General features: G+C 71.8%; 17 protein-coding genes and 1 pseudogene. 9 read left to right on the forward strand and 9 right to left on the reverse strand.

Going from position 1 to position 17,285, the window contains the following annotated elements; translation table 11 throughout:
- Window positions 1-46: 46 nt before the first annotated feature.
- On the forward strand, window positions 47-1,738 hold the full coding sequence (locus tag HHX37_RS16725) for a S49 family peptidase (protein ID WP_182885959.1): 1,692 nt from the start codon (window positions 47-49) through the stop codon (window positions 1,736-1,738).
- Here HHX37_RS16725 and HHX37_RS16730 read toward each other — a convergent pair.
- Genes HHX37_RS16730 through HHX37_RS16750 form a run of 5 tightly spaced genes read right to left on the reverse strand, consistent with a single transcriptional unit; the run spans window position 1,720 to window position 5,601 of the window.
- Window positions 1,720-2,178, reverse strand: coding sequence for a flavin reductase family protein (locus HHX37_RS16730; protein WP_138463183.1), 459 nt, complete (start codon window positions 2,176-2,178; stop codon window positions 1,720-1,722). The two genes, HHX37_RS16725 and HHX37_RS16730, sit on opposite strands and share 19 nt — an antisense overlap.
- A gap of 55 nt (window positions 2,179-2,233) precedes the next feature.
- Window positions 2,234-3,154 (reverse strand): ABC transporter substrate-binding protein, encoded by a 921-nt coding sequence (locus HHX37_RS16735; protein ID WP_182881328.1) that lies wholly within the window; start codon window positions 3,152-3,154, stop codon window positions 2,234-2,236.
- Window positions 3,155-3,192: 38 nt separating this feature from the next.
- On the reverse strand, window positions 3,193-3,855 hold the full coding sequence (locus HHX37_RS16740) for an ABC transporter permease (RefSeq protein WP_138463169.1): 663 nt from the start codon (window positions 3,853-3,855) through the stop codon (window positions 3,193-3,195).
- Window positions 3,856-3,883: 28 nt separating this feature from the next.
- Entirely contained in the window at window positions 3,884-4,558 is a 675-nt protein-coding gene (locus HHX37_RS16745) for an ABC transporter permease (RefSeq protein WP_111698875.1), read from the reverse strand.
- Window positions 4,555-5,601, reverse strand: coding sequence for an ABC transporter ATP-binding protein (locus tag HHX37_RS16750; RefSeq protein ID WP_182875327.1), 1,047 nt, complete (start codon window positions 5,599-5,601; stop codon window positions 4,555-4,557). The genes HHX37_RS16745 and HHX37_RS16750 overlap by 4 nt, the downstream gene beginning before the upstream one ends.
- Before the next feature lie 284 nt (window positions 5,602-5,885).
- On the opposite strand from HHX37_RS16750, the gene HHX37_RS16755 reads away from it, so the two are divergent.
- Together HHX37_RS16755 and HHX37_RS16760 are read left to right on the forward strand one after the other, a co-directional pair.
- On the forward strand, window positions 5,886-8,552 hold the full coding sequence (locus HHX37_RS16755) for an RNA polymerase sigma factor (protein ID WP_182885960.1): 2,667 nt from the start codon (window positions 5,886-5,888) through the stop codon (window positions 8,550-8,552).
- A gap of 113 nt (window positions 8,553-8,665) precedes the next feature.
- Complete coding sequence (locus HHX37_RS16760) at window positions 8,666-9,322, forward strand: TetR family transcriptional regulator (RefSeq protein WP_182885961.1); 657 nt, start codon at window positions 8,666-8,668, stop codon at window positions 9,320-9,322.
- Between the two features lie 79 nt (window positions 9,323-9,401).
- Here HHX37_RS16760 and HHX37_RS16765 read toward each other — a convergent pair whose 3' ends face one another.
- Both HHX37_RS16765 and HHX37_RS16770 read right to left on the reverse strand, forming a co-directional pair.
- Entirely contained in the window at window positions 9,402-9,737 is a 336-nt protein-coding gene (locus tag HHX37_RS16765) for an MmcQ/YjbR family DNA-binding protein (protein ID WP_111698889.1), read from the reverse strand.
- Between the two features lie 53 nt (window positions 9,738-9,790).
- On the reverse strand, window positions 9,791-10,819 hold the full coding sequence (locus HHX37_RS16770) for a GDP-mannose 4,6-dehydratase (protein WP_111698890.1): 1,029 nt from the start codon (window positions 10,817-10,819) through the stop codon (window positions 9,791-9,793).
- A gap of 245 nt (window positions 10,820-11,064) precedes the next feature.
- Between HHX37_RS16770 and HHX37_RS16775 the strand changes: the two genes are divergently transcribed.
- The 3 genes from HHX37_RS16775 (at window position 11,065) to HHX37_RS16785 (ending at window position 14,167) form a co-directional block, all read left to right on the forward strand.
- Window positions 11,065-12,306 (forward strand): glycosyltransferase family 4 protein, encoded by a 1,242-nt coding sequence (locus tag HHX37_RS16775; RefSeq protein ID WP_182885962.1) that lies wholly within the window; start codon window positions 11,065-11,067, stop codon window positions 12,304-12,306.
- 89 nt (window positions 12,307-12,395) lie between these two features.
- The gene (locus HHX37_RS16780; protein WP_111698894.1) at window positions 12,396-13,109 is read left to right on the forward strand and encodes a class I SAM-dependent methyltransferase; all 714 of its coding nucleotides are present in this window, start codon (window positions 12,396-12,398) and stop codon (window positions 13,107-13,109) included.
- Window positions 13,106-14,167: a prenyltransferase gene (locus HHX37_RS16785; RefSeq protein WP_182885963.1), complete on the forward strand. Its 1,062-nt coding sequence runs from the start codon at window positions 13,106-13,108 to the stop codon at window positions 14,165-14,167. The genes HHX37_RS16780 and HHX37_RS16785 overlap by 4 nt, the downstream gene beginning before the upstream one ends.
- Here the strand turns inward: HHX37_RS16785 and HHX37_RS16790 are convergent, their stop codons facing one another.
- Window positions 14,168-14,797, reverse strand: coding sequence for a class I SAM-dependent methyltransferase (locus HHX37_RS16790; protein ID WP_259406479.1), 630 nt, complete (start codon window positions 14,795-14,797; stop codon window positions 14,168-14,170). It abuts the gene before it with no gap.
- Window positions 14,798-14,838: 41 nt separating this feature from the next.
- Between HHX37_RS16790 and HHX37_RS16795 the strand changes: the two genes are divergently transcribed.
- The 3 genes and pseudogenes from HHX37_RS16795 to HHX37_RS16805 form a co-directional block, all read left to right on the forward strand.
- Entirely contained in the window at window positions 14,839-15,033 is a 195-nt protein-coding gene (locus HHX37_RS16795) for a ferredoxin (RefSeq protein WP_111698898.1), read from the forward strand.
- Between the two features lie 2 nt (window positions 15,034-15,035).
- Entirely contained in the window at window positions 15,036-16,145 is a 1,110-nt protein-coding gene (locus tag HHX37_RS16800) for a Zn-dependent alcohol dehydrogenase (protein WP_259406480.1), read from the forward strand.
- An 85-nt stretch (window positions 16,146-16,230) separates the two neighbouring features.
- Window positions 16,231-16,665, forward strand: a pseudogene (locus tag HHX37_RS16805) (MSMEG_6728 family protein); the annotation flags it as partial.
- Window positions 16,666-16,776: 111 nt separating this feature from the next.
- Here HHX37_RS16805 and HHX37_RS16810 read toward each other — a convergent pair.
- On the reverse strand, window positions 16,777-17,285 hold a 509-nt coding region (locus HHX37_RS16810), incomplete at its 5' end, for a sugar phosphate isomerase/epimerase family protein (protein ID WP_182885964.1).

The raw sequence follows: 17,285 nt of genomic DNA on the forward strand, positions 1-17,285 counted from the left end.
GATCGTCGGGGCATACAGGCGAAAACCGTCGCTTATGGTGGCATTTATGGACGCGTCGAGGACGATCGTGGAGACCGTGGGCAAGCTGCGGCAGCGCCGCACCGGGCCGCTGGTGCTGGAGCTGGACCTGACCGAAGGGCTGTCCGAGGGACCGCCCGCCGACCCTGTGACCGCCCTGCTGTCGATGCGCAAGCCACGCCTGGCGGAAGTGCTGTCGGGCCTGCGCCGCGCCCGCAAGGACCCCCGGGTCGCCGCGCTCATCGTCAAGATCGGCGGGAACCCCCTGGGCCTGGGGACGGTGCAGGAACTGCGCGAAGCCGTCGTGAAGCTGCGCGCGGCGGGCAAGCCGACCGTCGCGTTCGCCGAGACCTTCGGGGAGTTCGGCGCCGGCACGGTTCCGTACTATCTGGCCAGCGCGTTCGAGCGGGTCTACCTCCAGCCCTCCGGCGACGTCGGGCTGACCGGGGTGGCGTTGGAGCAGCGCTTCCTGCGCGACGCGCTCGCCAGGGCCGGGGTGGAGTATCAGCTCGGCCAGCGGCACGAGTACAAGACCGCAGCCAACATGTTCACCCAGAACCACATGACGGACGCGCACCGCGAGTCGGCGACCCGCATCGCCGAGTCGGTGACCGAGCAGATCACCGCCGGCATCGCCGAAGCGCGCCGGCTCACCCCCGAGCGCGTGCGCGAACTGATCGACCAGGGCCCGTTCATCGGCGCCGAGGCCGTCGAGGCCGGGCTCGTGGACGGACTGAAGTATCGCGACGAGGTCTACGCGGAGACCGTCGAGGACGGCGCCCACCTGCAGTACGTGTCCCGGTACGCCAAGAGCGCGCTGTCCGGGAAGCTGCCGCATCCCGGCGCCGACACCGTGGCCCTGGTGCACGGCACCGGCACGATCCGCCTCGGGCGCAGCGGCAGGTCTCCCCTCGGCGGCGGAGGCGCCATGGGCTCCGACACCGTCTGCGCCGCCCTGCGCGCGGCCCGGCGGGACGACAGGGTCAAGGCCATCGTGTTCCGGGTGGACAGCCCCGGCGGCTCGTACGTCGCCTCCGACGCCATCTGGCGGGAGGTCGTGCTGGCCCGCGAGTCGGGCAAGCCGGTCATCGTGTCGATGGGCGACCTGGCCGCCTCCGGCGGCTACTTCGTGTCGATGGCCGCCGACGTGATCGTGGCCCAGCCGGGCACGCTGACCGGCTCGATCGGCGTGTTCGGCGGCAAGCCCGTCGTCGGTGAGCTGCTCGGCAGGCTCGGCGTGGTGACGGAGTCGGTCGCCGAGGGCGCCAACGCCGGGATGTTCTCGCCGACGACCGCGTTCTCCGAGACGCAGTGGGAGCGGGTCAACGCCTGGCTCGACCGCATCTACGACGACTTCGTGGGCAAGGTGGCCGACGGCCGCGGCCTGAGCAGGGAGCGGGCGCACGAGCTGGCCAGGGGCCGGGTCTGGACCGGCGCCGACGCCCGGGCGGCCGGTCTCGCCGACGAGCTCGGCGGCCTGGAGGACGCCCTCGCCCTGGCCCGCCGCCGGGCCGGGCTCGCCACCGCCGCCCCGGTGCGGACCTATCCCCGCATGCACCCGCTGGAGCGGCTGCGGCCGGCGGAGTCGAGCGAGGACAGGTCGGCCGCCCTCTCCCGGGTGCGCCTGGAGGCGTGGGGGCCACTCGCCCGGCTCGCCGGAGAGCTCGGCCTACCGGCGTACGGCCCGCTCGTGCTGCCGGGCTACTGGACCGTCCGGTAGCGGGAGCGCAGCCGTACGAGCGGGGATTTCTGGGCGTCGACGTAGTCGACGCCCAGCACCGCGCCGACGAACAGGGTGTGATCGCCGGCCGGGACGACCTGTGTCGTCTCGGCCTCGATCGCCGCCACTCCGCCGTCCACCACCAGCGCCTCGCTGTGCGCGCCGCGGTGGTGGGCGGCCCCGGCCAGCAGGAGGCGCGCCCCCGGCCGCCCCGCGGCGGCGAAGCGGGAGGCGACCGCCTGCTGACCGTCGGCGAGAAGGCTGGCGGCCCACCGGTCCCGGCGCAGGAGCACCTCGGCGAGATAACCGGCCGAGTCGAGGCTGACCAGCACGAGCGGCGGGTCGAGCGACACCGACATCAGGGTCGCGACCGTCGTGCCGAGGTCGTCACGGTCGTCCTTCACCGTCAGCACGGCGACGCCCGCGGCGAGTTGCCGCATGGCCTCGGTGAACAGCCCCTGCACCGGACTCACCCGGTCCTCACTCCGGACCCACCTAGAGGAGGCCGTTCTGGGTCAGCCAGTCCTTGGCGACCGCCGGCGGGTCGTCCTTGTCGACGGCGATCCGCTTCATCAGCGAGACCAGCGTCTCGGTGTCCAGCTTGGCGGAGATCGCGTTGAGCGTGGAGACCACGGTGTCGTTCGCCTCGGCCTTGTGGACCAGGGGCGTCACGTTCTCCGAGCCGAAGGCGTTCTTGTTGTCCTGCAGCGGCACGAGGTCGTTCAGCACGATCTTGGGGTCGGTGGTGAACACGTTGCCGACCTGGACCGTGCCGCTCTTGATCGCGTCAGCGGTGGTGGCCCCGGTGGGCTTCCACTGCTTGAACTCCAGGCCGTAGACGGTCTTGAAGTTCTCCTCCTGGCGGTCCTTGAACTCCGGCGGCCCGCCGACCGTGAGGTCCTTGGAGACCTTCGCGAGGTCCTCGATCGTGGCGAGCTTGTACTTGTCGGCCGTCGCCTTGGTGACGGTGAGCGAGTTGTTGTCCTCGGCCGCGGCGGGCTCCAGGATCTCCAGCTCGGGCGGCAGCTTCGCCTTCAGCCCGGAGAGGATGTCGTCCTTGGTCCTGGCCGTGCTCGACTTGTCGATGAACGCCAGCAGCGACCCGGCGTACTCGGGCAGCACGGTCAGGCCGCCGCTCTTGATCTGGTCGTAGACCACCTCGCGGCTGCCGATGTTGGGCTTCTCCTCGACCGTGACGCCCTTGGCCTGGAGCGCCTGGGCGTAGATCGAGGCGAGCAGGACGCTCTCGGGGAAGTCGAAGGAGCCGACGACCACCTTGGCGGAGGCCGCGCCGCCGGACCCGGAGGCCGAAGGGGCGGCCGACGCGGTGGTGGACAGCGGGTCGGACCCCCCGCAGGCCGACAATGTGAGCGCCGTGGTCAGGGCGACCGCCGCGACGCCGAACATACGCCTCATAAGGAAAAACCCTTCATTTTTGGGAGATAATACGGAGATTAGCGGGTCTGTCGGACTCCCGGCGAGACGACCACCCGGTCGAGGAGGAGGAAGCCGAACTGGACGGCCAGCGCGAGGGCCGCGACCAGGACCGCGCCGCCGATCACGCTGGAGTACGCCTTGGTGGCCAGGCCGTCGATGATGAACCGGCCGAGCCCGCCGAGGCCGACGAACGCCGCCACGGTGGCGGTGGAGACGACCTGGATGGCCGACAGGCGCAGCCCCAGCAGGATCAGCGGCAGCGCGACCGGCGTCAGCGTCCGGAACAGCACCTGCGGCCCGCGCAGGCCCATGCCGTACGCCGCGTCGCGCAGGTCGGCGTCCACCCCGCGCAGTCCCTCGTACGTGTTCACCAGGATGGGCGGGACCGCCAGCACGATCAGCGGGACCAGCACCGGCAGCACGGTCCCCACCCCGGCCAGCAGCACGACGAGCACGAGAAGGCCGAGCGTCGGCAGTGCCCGGGCGGCGTTCGCCGCGACCACGACGAGCAGCGCGCCGCGGCCGGTGTGACCGATGAGCATGCCGAGCGGCACGGCGATCAGCGCCGCGACGAGGAAGGCCGCCGCCGAGTATCCCAGGTGCTCCAGCAGCCGGACCGGGATGCCGTCGGGGCCGGACCAGTGCGCCGCGTCGCCGAAGAAGTCGGCCAGCCAGTTCATGCCGTGCCCCCGTTCACGCCGCTCCCGTTCATGCCGTGCTCCTCGCCCGGGACCAGGGGGTCAGCAGCCGCTGGGCGAGCACGAGCAGCCCGTCGGCGAGCACCGCGAGCAGCACGATGAGCGCGATCCCGACCACGATCGGCGTGTAGAACTGCCGCTGCCAGCCGTCGATGAACAGGTTGCCGAGCCCGCCCTGGCCGATCAGCGCGCCCACGCTCACCAGGCTGATGCTGGACACGGTCGCGACCCGCAGCCCGGCCAGGACCACCGGCACCGCCACCGGCAGCTCGACCCGGAGCAGACGGCGCGCGGGCCGGAAGCCCATCGCCACGGCCGACTGCCGTACGGGGTCGGGGACCGAGGCCAGCCCGTCCACGACGGCGGGGATCAGGATCGCCAGGGCGAAGAACGTCAGCGGGATGACGACGGTCGCGCGGGTGAGGCCGGTGACCGACAGGAACACCGAGAACAGCACGAGGGAGGGCAGAGAGTAGGTCACGTTCATCAGCGCGGCCGTCGGCTGGTACAGCCACCGCCACCGGGCGCAGGCGAGGCCGAGCGGCAGCGCCACCACCAGCCCGAGCAGCACCGGCAGGAAGGCCGTCACGACGTGGTTCTCCAGCAGCGTGCTGATCGCCGAAGGGCTTCCGCTGTCCCAGTTGCGCGCGATCCAGTCCCAGCGGACCAGGGGCTCCTCGATCACGCGGGCGCCCCCTCGGCGGAGCCGGCGCCCTTAACAGGCGGCGCGTACTCGGCGAGCAGCTCGTCGATCGCGTCCCGCCCGGCCACCCCGCGCACGCGGCCCTCCTCGTCCACGGCGACCGCGACGCCGTTCGCCGACAGCAGCGCCGCGTCGAGCGCGGCCCGCAGCGAGTCGGTCTCGGGGTCGAAGGTGCCGTACGCCGCGAGGCCGTCGGCGGTCCGCCAGCCGAGCGGCCTGCCGTCCTCGCCGGTCACGAGGTCGGGCGGCGCCGGGCCGAGCCGCACCTCCTTGGCGGAGATGAACGACAGCCGCCGGATGCCCCGGTCGCGCCCGAGGAACCCGCGGACGAAGTCGTCGGCCGGCTCGGTGAGCAGCGTGGCGGGGCCCGCCATCTGGGCCAGGCGCCCGCCGACGCGCAGGACGGCCACCGTGTCGCCGAGCTTGACCGCCTCGTCGATGTCGTGGGTGACGAACACGATCGTCTTGCGCAGTTCCGACTGCAGGCGGAGCAACTCGTCCTGGAGGCTGGCCCGGACGACCGGGTCGACGGCGCTGAACGGCTCGTCCATCAGCAGCACCGGCGGGTCCGCCGCGAGCGCCCGGGCCACTCCGACCCGCTGCTGCTGGCCGCCGGAGAGCTGGAAGGGATAACGGTTCGCGAGGCCCGCGTCGAGCCCGACCAGTTCGAGCAGCTCCATCGCCCGGGCGCGGGCCTTCTTCTTGTTCCAGCCCAGCAGGTACGGCACCGTCGCGACGTTGTCCACGATCCTGCGGTGCGGGAACAGGCCCGCCTGCTGGATGACGTAGCCGATGCCGCGCCGGAGCGTGGGCGGGTCGATCTCACGCACGTCCTGGCCGTCGAGGGCGATACGGCCGGAGGTGGCGTCGATCATGCGGTTGATCATCCGCAGCGAGGTGGTCTTGCCGCAGCCGGAGGGGCCCACGAACACGGTGATCGCACCTGTGGGCACCTCGAGGCTCAGGTCGTCCACGGCCACCGTCCCGTCCCGGTAGCGCTTGGTGACACCTTCGAATGTGATCACGCCGTATCTGCCCTTCGAAAGAGTGTGCGATCAAGGCAACACAGGAGGCGCCCTCGCTCTTCCCCGTCAGCGCCCCGGAAATCGTGGCGGCCCCCACCGCGTTCGTCGGCCCGGCCGACAGCCTATGGAGGATACTCGCGAGATCCGGGCCTGAATATCTATCAATAGGGCATCTCCTGATGCGTGGTGCGCCGATGTGTTGGCATGATTACTCTCACGCCTCTCCTGTCCCTCCGCTCCGTTCCTCCCGTAGGGACCAGCCACGAACCCCAGAGGAGCCGGTCGTGACATCACCGCTCACCGGTCAGCGCTCCAGGAGCGAGCTGATCGCCGAGCTCTTCGAGCGTCACGCCGCGGGGTTGTTCGCGTACTGCCACGACCAGCTCGGCGAGACCGCCTCGGCGGCCGACGCCGTGGTGGCCGTCTTCACCACCGCTCCGGCCGCCGCCGACCCGCCCTCGCGCGCCATGCTGTACGCGCTGGCCCGCCGGGAGATCTACCGCCGGGACGTCAGCTACGCGCTGCCCGCCGTGGACTCCGTCGCCGACCCGGCCACCGCGCTGATCGAGCGGGTGTTCCGCGACATCCGGCCGCACCAGCGGGAGGTCCTGCTGCTGTCGGAGGTCTGCGGCCTCACGCCCCCGGAGCTGTCGCTGGTGCTCGACGTGGCCGTCGACACCGCGGGGGAACTCGCCGCCGGAGCGAAGCGCCGCTTCACCCAGACGCTGGCGACGGCGGTCGCCGCGGCGAGGTCCGCGCCGTTCGTGCCTCCCTCCGTCGCGGAGGTGTACGACGCCATCGGGGTCGCCCCCGTGGCCGACGTGCTGGCCCGGCTGCCCTGGCGCCATCCGTCCGCCTCCGTACGGAACCGGGTGCTGGCGGCGCTGCCGTACGAGGAGCCCGGCGACCCGGCCGCGACCGGTACCGGGCAGGTGGCGGACGAGTCCGGTGCACAGCCCGGTGCACAGTCTGGGGCTCAGTCCGGCGGGCTCGTCACCAAGAGGCTGTGGCCGACCACCCCGACCTGGCCGCTGCCGCTGAGCGACCCCGACCAGGTGACCAACACCTGCGTGGTCAAGACCGAGGCCCTCACGCCCCAGGAGCCCCGGCGCAGGGCCAAGCACGAGGCGACGACCGAGCCCATGCCCCGGCTGCGCGGCGCGCTACTCAACTCGCTCACCGAGGGCCGCCTGCGCAGAAAGCGCGCCACCCGGCCGGAGCCGCGGTCACAGGAGACCCGGCCGCACGAAACCCCGGCACGCGAAGCCCAGGCACTCAAAGCCCAGGCACTCGAAAGCCGGGCACAGGGAACGTCGGCGCAGGAGAGCCCGGCGCAGGAGGCGTTCGCGGCGCCGGTGGAGCAGCGGACTCCCCCACGGTTCCCGTCCCAGGCTCTGTCCGACGCCCTGTCCCAGGCGCCGTCCCAGGCGTCCACGCCGCCTCGGCCGCAGTCTCAGGCCTCGTCGCAGCCGCCTGGGTCGCAGCCGCCTGGCTCCGGCCTTCCGGAGTCCGCGTCGGGCGTTCCCGTGGCCGGCTTCGGTGTCCCCGAGTCGGCGAGGTCGGCGGGACACGCGGGCCATGGCGGTTCTGTGGGTGCCGAAGGTCCCGCCACCGACAGTTCCGCCGTCGAGTGGTTCAAAGCCGGGAGCTTCGAGGCCGACAGGTTCGAGGCCGAGGGCTTCGAGGCCGAGAGGTTCAAGGCCGACAGGTTCGAGGCGGACAGGTTCGAGGCCGAGAGGTTCGACGCCTTCCGCCCGGCCGACCCGTTCGACGCCTTCGCTCCCGCTAGCCCTCCCGGCGTGGCCCGGCCCGCCGACCCGCCGCCCGCCCCCGCCGTCTTCGCCGACGATCCGCAGCGGCAGACGCCGGGTGAACGGCGCGACTTCGACGCGTTCGCGCCCGCCGGCCCGCTTCCGCCCGGTGAGTCCTTCGACGCCTTCGCACCTCCCAGTTCGCTCCCGCCCGATGAGTCCTTCGACGCGTTCACACCCCCCGGCCCGGCCACCGCCTCCACGCCCGCCGAGCCGTTCGAGGCGGCGCACACGCTCCTGTTCGAGACGCTCCGCTCCGCCGAACCCTTCGACGCCTTCGCGGCCCCGGCCGAGGCGCCCGCCAGGCCGGCCGGCGAGCCGGCTGCTCAACCTGCCTCTGACGTGACCGCTGATGCGGCCGCCGGGCCGGACTCCCGGCTTGTCACGGAGGCCGCCTCTCCGCCCGAGGCATCCGGGCCGACTGAGGCGTTCCGCCCGGCCGAGAGCACCGCGATCCCGCAGACCGTGTTCCCGGAGGCGGCGTTCCCGGAGGCGGCGTTCCCGCAGGCTGTGTCCCCGGAGACCAGGTTCCCGCAGGCGGAGTTCCCGGAGACCAGGTTCCCGCAGGCGGAGTTCCCGGAGTTTCCGGAGGCTGAGTTCCCGGAGTTCCCGCAGGTCGAGGAGCAGGTGAAGCATCCCGTCGGCGGCTATCCGGCGGCGTTCCCCGAGGACGACGCCCCCGGCACGCCGGAGCCGAACAGTGCGCCGGTGACGAACGGTGCGCCGGAGGCGGGCGGCGAGCAGGCCGTCGACGCGCCTGCGGCGAAGGCCGATGTCCTGGACCCCGTCCCGGACCCTGCCGTCACACCGGCAGCCGCATCGGCCGGCGCGTCGGCCGCACCCGCTGCCGTCCCTGCCGCCGTCCCTGCCGCCTCGCCGGTCGCGCCCGCGCGGAAGGACGGCAAGCGCCCGGCCAAGAAGCACACGACCAAGAAGCAGACAGCCAAGAAGCAGACGACCACCAAAAACCCCGGTAGCGCCGGAAACGCCGAGGCCACCGGCGTCAGGCCCGCGGGGAAGGGACCGCGCAAGAAGAGCGACCGGCACTACGACTGGCTGTGGGAGGTCGTCGGCTTCCTGATCTGCCTGATCATCGCGCTGGTCGTCTTCTTCACCGTGCCGACGATCGTCACGCACTGATCTTCCCGCTCGGGACAAGTGAAGTAGAACCGATTACAATCCGCGAAATGCCCGCGTTTCTGTGACTGGTGGGTAACCAGTCTGAGCGCGCGGGAGTCGGATAGCGTGTTCTCATGCGCACTTCGCATGTGGTCGCCGACGTCCCGCCGCCGCGTCCCGACGCACCCTCCGGCACGGGCGCGCATGCGGCTCCGGCCACTCCCGGAGTCCGCACCCGGAGCCAGCACCAGCGACGCCGGCGGATCGTGCAGGCGGCCGCGGCCCTCGCCTCCCGCGGGGGCGTCGAGGCGATGCAGATGCGCACGGTCGCCGAGCGCGCGGGCGTCGCGCTGGGAACGCTCTACCGCTACTTCCCCTCGAAGATGGACCTGGTCGTGGCGGTGGTCGGCGAGGAGATCGACCTACTGGAGTCCAGCATCGAGCGGCGGCCCCCGAATGCCGCCCATCCCGCCGGCCGCGCGGCCGACGTGCTGATGCGGGCGACCCGGGGGCTGATGCGCGAGCCAGAACTGGCCGACGCGCTGATCCGCTCCCTGATCATCGCGGAGGTCGAGGCGCCGTTCGGCGACAGGATGGCGAGCCTGGTGCTGCGCGTCGCCGCCGACGGCCGCACCGCGGATCTTCCTCCCGACGACCAGCTCGCTCTCACCGGGTCCCTGGTGGGGGTGTGGGTGCAGGAGCTGCTGGAGATGCTGCGCGGACGGCGAACCTACGAGCAGATCCAGCACCGGATCGAACTCGCCGCCGAGCGGCTGCTCGCCGGTTTCTAGAATTCACCGCCCGCTCCCGGAATCACCCCCGCAGCCACGCCGGGAATTGGACTAGAACGAGTTCCAGTTCAACGGGACGTCATTCGAATGCCTCGACGAGGGCCTTGGGCGCGGTCAGGCACCACGCCTCGGTGACCAGCTCGAACAGCTCGTCCGGATCGATCCCGTCCAGGCGGACGACGACCCAGCCGAACCGCCCGGCGGTGAACTGCGGCTCGAACACCTCGGGACGCTCGGCCACCAGCGCGATCTGCTCCTCGATCGTGGCCTTGAGGCCGACCGTCCGGGTCCGCTCCCACAGGTAGCCGAAACCCTTGTCACGCACCTTGAAGGAGACCCAGTCGCCTCCCTCGCTCTGCCGCACCTCGGGCAGCCGGTCCAGCATGCCCAGGAACTCCTCGACGCTCACACCCATGTGTCCGTCGTACCAGAGCGCACCGACAGAAACGCGCCGCCCCGGCGGGACGGTCACGGCCAGGAGGGATTGTCCTGCTCGGGATCGCGGCCGTCGGCGAGGAGGCGCAGGTCGGCCTCGACCATCATCGCCACGAGGTCCTCGAACGACACCGTCGGCTCCCAGCCCAACTGGGTGCGGGCCTTCTTCGGGTCCGCGCACAGCAGGTCGACCTCCGCCGGCCGGTGCAGGGAGGAGTCGCAGACGACGTGCCGCTCCCAGTCCAGCCCGGCGGCGCCGAAGGCGGCCTCGACCAGTTCGCGCACCGAATGCGTACGCCCGGTGCCGATGACGTAGTCCTCGGGCTCGGCGGCCGACAGCATCAGGTGCATGGCCCGGACGAAGTCGCCCGCGAAGCCCCAGTCGCGGCGTGCCTCCAGGTTGCCGAGGCGCAGCTCCGACGCCATGCCGAGCTTGATCCTCGCCACGCCGAGCGAGACCTTGCGGGTGACGAACTCCGCCCCGCGCCGGGGCGACTCGTGGTTGAACAGGATCCCCGACACCGCGAACATCCCGTACGACTCGCGGTAGTTCTGCGTGAGGAAGTGCCCGTACGCCTTGGCCACGCCGTACGGCGACCTGGGGTGGAAGGGGGTGCGCTCGGTCTGCGGCGTCTCTCTGACCTGACCGAACATCTCCGAGGACGACGCCTGGTAGAAGCGGATCTGTCCCGCGGGCGAGCGGCGCGCGGCCGTGATCCCGGAGCAGACGCGGATGGCCTCCAGCACCCGGAGCACGCCCATGCCGGTCACCTCCCCGGTGAGCTCGGCCTGCTCCCACGACATCGGCACGAACGAGATGGCCCCCAGGTTGTAGACCTCGTCCGGCTGCGCCTTCTCGACCGCCGAGATCAGCGATCCCTGGTCGAGCAGGTCGCCCCGTACGAGCCGCACGTCCTGCAGGAGGCGCCGCACGCGCGGAACGCGCGGGTTCGCCTGGCCGCGGACCAGCCCCCAGACCTCGTATCCCTCACGCAGCAGGTGCTCGGCGAGATAGGAGCCGTCCTGACCGGTGATGCCGGTGATCAGCGCACGCCTGGCCAACGGATCCTCCTCATACCATCCAACTCGGCCTATGAGAGGCGAATGTACCGCCCTGCCCGACCTCACCCACCTGGCCGATAGTAGAACGCGTTACACCGAATCCCGTTCGGGTAACCTAACACCCCAGGTCGGGGAGGGTGAGGGTCGAGCGAGGACCACTTCCACCTCACAGCACCCCGGATAAGGTCAAATGGTAGTGTTCCTGGCAGCAGCCCCACGGGGGCACGACTGGAAAGGGGTGCCTCTTGGCGGAGAGGCTGCGAGTCGCGCTGCTGTCCTATCGCAGCAAGCCCACCTGCGGCGGCCAGGGGGTGTACCTGCGCCACATCAGCCGTGAGCTCGTCGCCCTGGGCCACCACGTCGAGGTCTTCTCCGGCCAGCCGTACCCGGAGCTGGACGAGGGCGTGATCCTCAACAAGGTCCCCAGCCTGGACCTCTACCGCGACGAGGACCCGTTCCGCACGCCGAAGCTCGCGGAGTACCGCGACTGGATCGACGCGCTGGAGGTCGCCACCATGTGGACGGCCGGGTTCCCCGAGCCGCTGACGTTCAGCCTGCGCGCCTTCCGCGAGCTCAGGAGGCGGCGGGGCGACTTCGACGTCGTCCAGGACAACCAGACGCTGGGGTACGGCCTGCTCGGCATCCAGAAGCTGTTGCCGGTGGTGGGCACCATCCACCACCCCATCAGCGTCGACCGGCGGATCGAACTCAAGGCCGCCAAGGGGTGGAAGCGGCTGTCGATGCGCCGCTGGTACGGGTTCGTCCGCATGCAGAGCGTCGTCGCCCCCCGGCTCAGCCCGATCCTGACCGTCAGCGAGTCGTCGCTCGCCGACATCCACCGCGACTTCAACGTGCCGCAGTCGAACATGCGGCTGATCCCCCTCGGCGTCGACACGCGGTTCTTCCACCCCCGGCCGGAACTGCCGAAGCGGGAGAACTCGATCGTGGCCGTGGCCAGCGCCGACTCCCCGATGAAGGGCGTCGCGACGCTGCTGCGGGCCGTGGCCAAGCTCGCCACCGAGCGGGAGGTCAACCTGACCGTGGTGAGCAGGCCCACCCCCGGCGGGCCCACCGAACAGCTGGTCGGCGAGCTGTCGCTGCACGACCGGGTGCGGTTCGTGCACGGCATCCCCGACGAGGAGCTGGCCGGGCTGATCGCCACCTCCGAGGTGGCGGTGGTCCCCTCCCTGTACGAGGGCTTCTCGCTGCCGGCCGTCGAGCACATGGCATGCGGCACCCCGCTGGTCGCCTCGCGTACGGGCGCCCTGCCCGAGGTGGTCGGCGACGCGGCGATCCAGGTGCCGCCGGGCGACCCGGAGGAGCTCGCCGCCGTGCTGCGCCGCCTGCTCGACTCCCCGCGCGAGCGCGAGGAGTACGGCCGCCGCGGCTACGACCGCGTGATGGAGCGCTACGCGTGGCCGGTCGTCGCCCGGCGCACCGTCGAGGCCTACCACGAGGCCATCGCCGCGCACACCCCCTCACGGTGACTCCCCGGCCCCGGCGAAGCACAGCTCAGGAAGCACCGCCCAGGAATCACAGCCCCAGGTAGCAGGACCCCACGAAAGGCAGGCACCGAGTGCTGACCGTCGACTTCGCCCGGCTGCCGGTCGGACCGGGTGACCGCGTCCTCGACCTCGGGGCCGGTGGTGGCCGGCACGCCTTCGAGGTGCTGCGCCGCGGCGCCGACGTGGTCGCCTTCGACATGGACGCCGCCGAGATGGAGAGCGTGGCGGCCATGTTCGCGGCCATGGACAAGGAGGGCGAGGTGCCGGCGGGCGCGACCGGCGACACCGTCGTCGGCGACGCCCTCGACATGCCGTTCCCCGACGCCTCCTTCGACCGCGTGATCGCCGCCGAGGTGTTGGAGCACATCCCCGACGACATGGCCGCGATGCGGGAGATCGTACGCGTGCTCAAGCCGGGCGGCCGGGCCGCGATCACGGTCCCGAGCTTCCTCCCCGAGCGCGTCTGCTGGGCGCTGTCGGAGGACTACCACACCACCCCCGGCGGACATATCCGGATTTATACATTGGCGGAGCTCCAGGCGAAGCTGAAGGCCTCGGGCCTGGAGGTCGGCGGCCACCACCACGCGCACGGGCTGCACACGCCGTACTGGTGGATCAAGTGCGCGGTGGGGGTGAAGAACGACGAGCACCCGCTGGCCAAGGCGTACCACGAGCTTCTCGTCTGGGACATCATGAAGCGCCCCCTCGCCACCCGGCTGGCCGAGGCCGTGCTCAACCCCCTGATCGGCAAGAGCGTGGTCGTCTACGTCCGGAAGCCCGCATGAGGCGGGTGCCGCACGTTCCCGGGATCATCACCGCAGACCAGGTCCTCCGTACGGCCGAGAGCATCGCCGCGATCCAGGACGACGAGGGCGGGGTGCCCTGGCCCGAGGGCCACATCGACGCCTGGAACCACATCGAGTGCCTGATGGCGCTGACCGTGGCCGGGCTGCGCGACGAGGCCCGCAAGGGCTACGACTGGCTCGTACGGCACCAGCGCCCGGACGGCTCCTGGCCCATGAGGATCCGGGACGGGCGGCCCGCCGAGGCCGCCGGCGAGTCCAACCACGCGGCGTACATCGCGGTGGGGGTCTGGCACGACCTGCTGGTGACCGGCGACGAGGACTTCGCCCGCGCCATGTGGCCGGCGGTCGTCCGGGCCCTCGGCTTCGTCATGGGGCTGCAGACCACGCGGGGCGAGATCCTCTGGCAGCGCGACGCCGAGGGCCGACCGGCGGACTACGCCCTGCTCACCGGGTGCTCGTCGGTCCACCAGGGCCTGCGCTGCGGGGCGCTGCTCGCCGAACGGCTGGGCGACCCGCAGCCCGACTGGGAACTCGCCGCCGACCGGCTCGGCCACGTCGTCGCCCACCACCCCGAGGCGTTCGCCGACAAGAGCCGGTTCTCGATGGACTGGTACTACCCCGTGCTCGGCGGCGCCGTACGCGGGGTGGACGCCGTCCGCCGGTTCGACCTGGAATGGGACACCTTCGTGGAACCCGGCCTCGGGGCGCGCTGCGTCTCCGACCAGCCGTGGGTGACCGGCGCGGAATCGTGCGAGCTGGTGCTCGCGCTCGACTCCGCCGGGCTGCGGGACCGCGCGCTGACGGTGTTCGCGGACATGCAGCACCTGCGCCACGAGGACGGGGCCTACTGGACCGGGTGGCAGTTCGTGAACGAGCGGCACTTCCCCGACGAGCGGTCGGGCTACACGGCGGCCGCGGTGGTGCTCGCCGCCGACGCGCTCGCCCGCGCGACCCCCGGCTCGGGGATCTTCCGCGACGCCGGCGGCCGGGAGGCCCGCATCACCGGCGAGTGCGGCTGCGAGCGCGCCCGCGCCTGATCAGCTCTTCTCCAGCACACGCAGCGACCCGGTGACCCGCACCTCCTTGAAGGCGCCCGACTCCAGCGCGCGCAGATAGACGTGGTACGGCGCCTGCCCGCCGTCGGCGGGATCGGGATAGATGTCGTGGAAGACGAGCGCGCCGCCCGGCATGACGTGCGGCGCCCATCCCTCGTAGTCGGCGGTCACCGGCTCCTCCGAGTGGCCGCCGTCGACGAACAGCACGGCGAGCGGCGTGGCCCAGAACCGGGCGACCGTCGCCGAGTCGCCGACGACCGCGATCACCTCGTCCTCCAGACCGGCGTCGGCGATCGTGTCGCGGAAGAACGGCAGCGAGTCCATCCGCCCGGTCCTCGCGTCGACCAGGTCGGGGTCGTGGTGCGGCCAGCCGGGCTGGATCTCCTCCGACCCCCGGTGATGGTCCACGGTGAAGACCACCGTCCCCGCCTGCCGCGCCCCGGCCCCCAGATAGACCGCCGACTTCCCGCAGTACGTGCCGATCTCGCAGACCGGCCCCCGCAGGCCGTACGTCGCGGCGGTCTCGTACAGCGCCTCGCCCTCGGCGGGCGGCATGAAGCCGCGCGCCTTCTCGGCGGCACGGCGCAGCGGAAGGGGCATCGGAGTTACCATGACGGGCACCCTACCCGGGCCCCCGATGAGGAGGACGCGTCGTGAAGATCGTTGTGGATTACGAGGCGTGCGAGGCCAACGCCGTCTGCATGGGTCTGGCTCCGGAGGTCTTCGAGGTCGACGACCAGGACAACCTCTGGGTGCTGACGCCCGAGCCGCCCGCCGAACTGCTCGACCGGGTCCGCCACGCGGTCCGGTCCTGTCCGAAGGCCGCGCTGTCCCTCGTGGACGAGTGACGATGCCCGTGACCAGGCCCGTGACCATGCGCGGCGCGATCCTGCACGCGGTCGGCGACGACAGGCTGGACATCCGCGACGACATCACGGTCACGCCGGTGGGCCCAAGCGAGGTGCGCGTGCGCGTACGGGCGACCGGCGTGTGCCACTCCGACCTGTCGGTGCTGACCGGCGTGCTCCCCCAGCCCCTGCCGATCGTCCCCGGTCACGAGGGCGCGGGCGAGGTGGTCGAGGTGGGCGACGGCGTCACCACCGTCAGCCCGGGCGACCACGTCATCGTCAACTGGACGCCCGCCTGCGGCGACTGCCCGAGTTGCCGGGCCGGTCAGCCGAATCTGTGCATGACCTACATGATGAAGGGCTTCACCGAGCCGCGCTTCCGCTTCGGCGGCGGCACCCCCGCGTTCGGGATGGCCGGGTGCGGCACCTGGGCCGAGGAGATCGTCGTGCCCTGGCAGGGCGCGATCGCGGTCGACCCCGACGTGCCGTACGAGGTGGCGGCGCTGATCGGCTGCGGCGTCACCACGGGCGTCGGCGCCGTGCTCAACACGGCGAAGGTCCGCCCGGGGGCGACCGTGGCGGTGGTCGGCTGCGGCGGCGTCGGGCTGTCGGTGATCCAGGGAGCCCGGATCTCCGGCGCGACCACGATCCTCGCGATCGACCCGCTGGAGTCCAAGCACGCGCTCGCCCTGAAGGTGGGGGCCACCCACGCCTGCACCCCCGACCAGGTCACGGACGCGATCGGCGCCCTGACCGGCGGCCAGGGCTTCGACCACGGCTTCGAGGCGGTCGGCAGGTCGGCGGCCATCATGACGGCCTGGCGGGCGACCAGGCGCGGCGGTGACGTCATCGTCGTCGGCGCGGGCGCCGTGGACGACCAGGTGCCGCTGAACGCCTTCAGCCTGTTGTTCGAGGGCAAGAACATCCTCAGCTCGCTGTACGGCGGCGCCGACGTCCGCAGGGACTTCCCCCGCTTCGTGAACCTCTACAAGGCGGGCAGGCTCGACCTCGACAGCATGATCAGCTCGCGGATCAGGATCGGCGACCTGAACGAGGCGGTCGCCGCGCTGCGCGGCGGCGAGGTGCTCCGGCAGATCGTGCTGTTCGACTGAGAACACGGCCGGACCACCCCTGACCACCGGAGATCTCCCTGCCCGGCCGGATATCTCCGGCGGCCGCGGGTACCCGGACGGCGACATGCAGACGTTCCTGCCGTATCCGGACTTCACCGCCTCCGCGCGCGTGCTCGACCCGCTCCGCCTGGGCAAGCAGCGGGTCGAGGCGCTGCAGGTCCTGCGTACGCTCACCGTCCCGGGGTACGGCTGGCGGCACCATCCCGTCGCGCACATGTGGGCCGGGTACGAGGAGGCGCTGGTCCGTTACGGCCTGGAGATCGTCGCGGCGTGGTGCGACATGGGCCGGGCCGACACCTGCGCCGGGACGATGACCAGGGAGCTGCTCGGCTGCCGCGGCATCGAGACGCCCCGCACCCAGGTGGCCCTCGCCGAGGCGGGCGAGCTTCCGCCGTGGCTGGGCGATCCCGCCCTCCACCTCAGCCACCGCTCCGCCCTGCTGCGCAAGGATCCCGGGTTCTACGGCCCGCTGTTCCCCGGCGAGCCCGACGACCTTCCCTACGTCTGGCCCGGCTCCCACCCCGCCGGACCGTCTGAGCACGGCAGCCGGACACAGCAGGGCCGGGCGGCGAAGGCGCCGCCCGGCCCTGTGGCGAGAGCAGAGGCGGGATCAGCTCTCGGAGGAGAAGGCGGCGTCGAAGGCCGCGTCGGGTGGGGTGATGGCGTTGAGTGCGCGGATGTAGGCGAGGGACTCGGGTGCGCCGTGCAGCCGGTCCATGCCCGCGTCCTCCCACTCGATGGAGATCGGGCCGTCGTAGCCGATGTGGTTGAGCGCGCGGAAGCACTCCTCCCACGGCACGTCCCCCCGGCCGGTGGACACGAAGTCCCAGCCGCGGCGCGGGTCGGCCCAGGCCAGGTGGGAGGCCAGCCGGCCCCGCCGCCCGTCACGGGTGGCGACCCGGGCGTCCTTGCAGTCCACGTGGTAGATCTTGTCGGCGAAGTCGAGGATGAACCCCGCCGGGTCGAGACCCTGCCACACCATGTGCGAGGGATCCCAGTTCAGCCCGAACGCCGGCCGGTTGCCGATCGCCTCCAGCGTCCGCAGCGTGGTGTGGTAGTCATAGGCGATCTCGCTGGGGTGCACCTCGTGCGCGAACCGCACCCCGACCTCGTCGAACA

It is taken from the genome of Microbispora sp. H10885 (genome assembly GCF_014161415.1).
Taxonomy (GTDB): domain Bacteria; phylum Actinomycetota; class Actinomycetes; order Streptosporangiales; family Streptosporangiaceae; genus Microbispora; species Microbispora triticiradicis.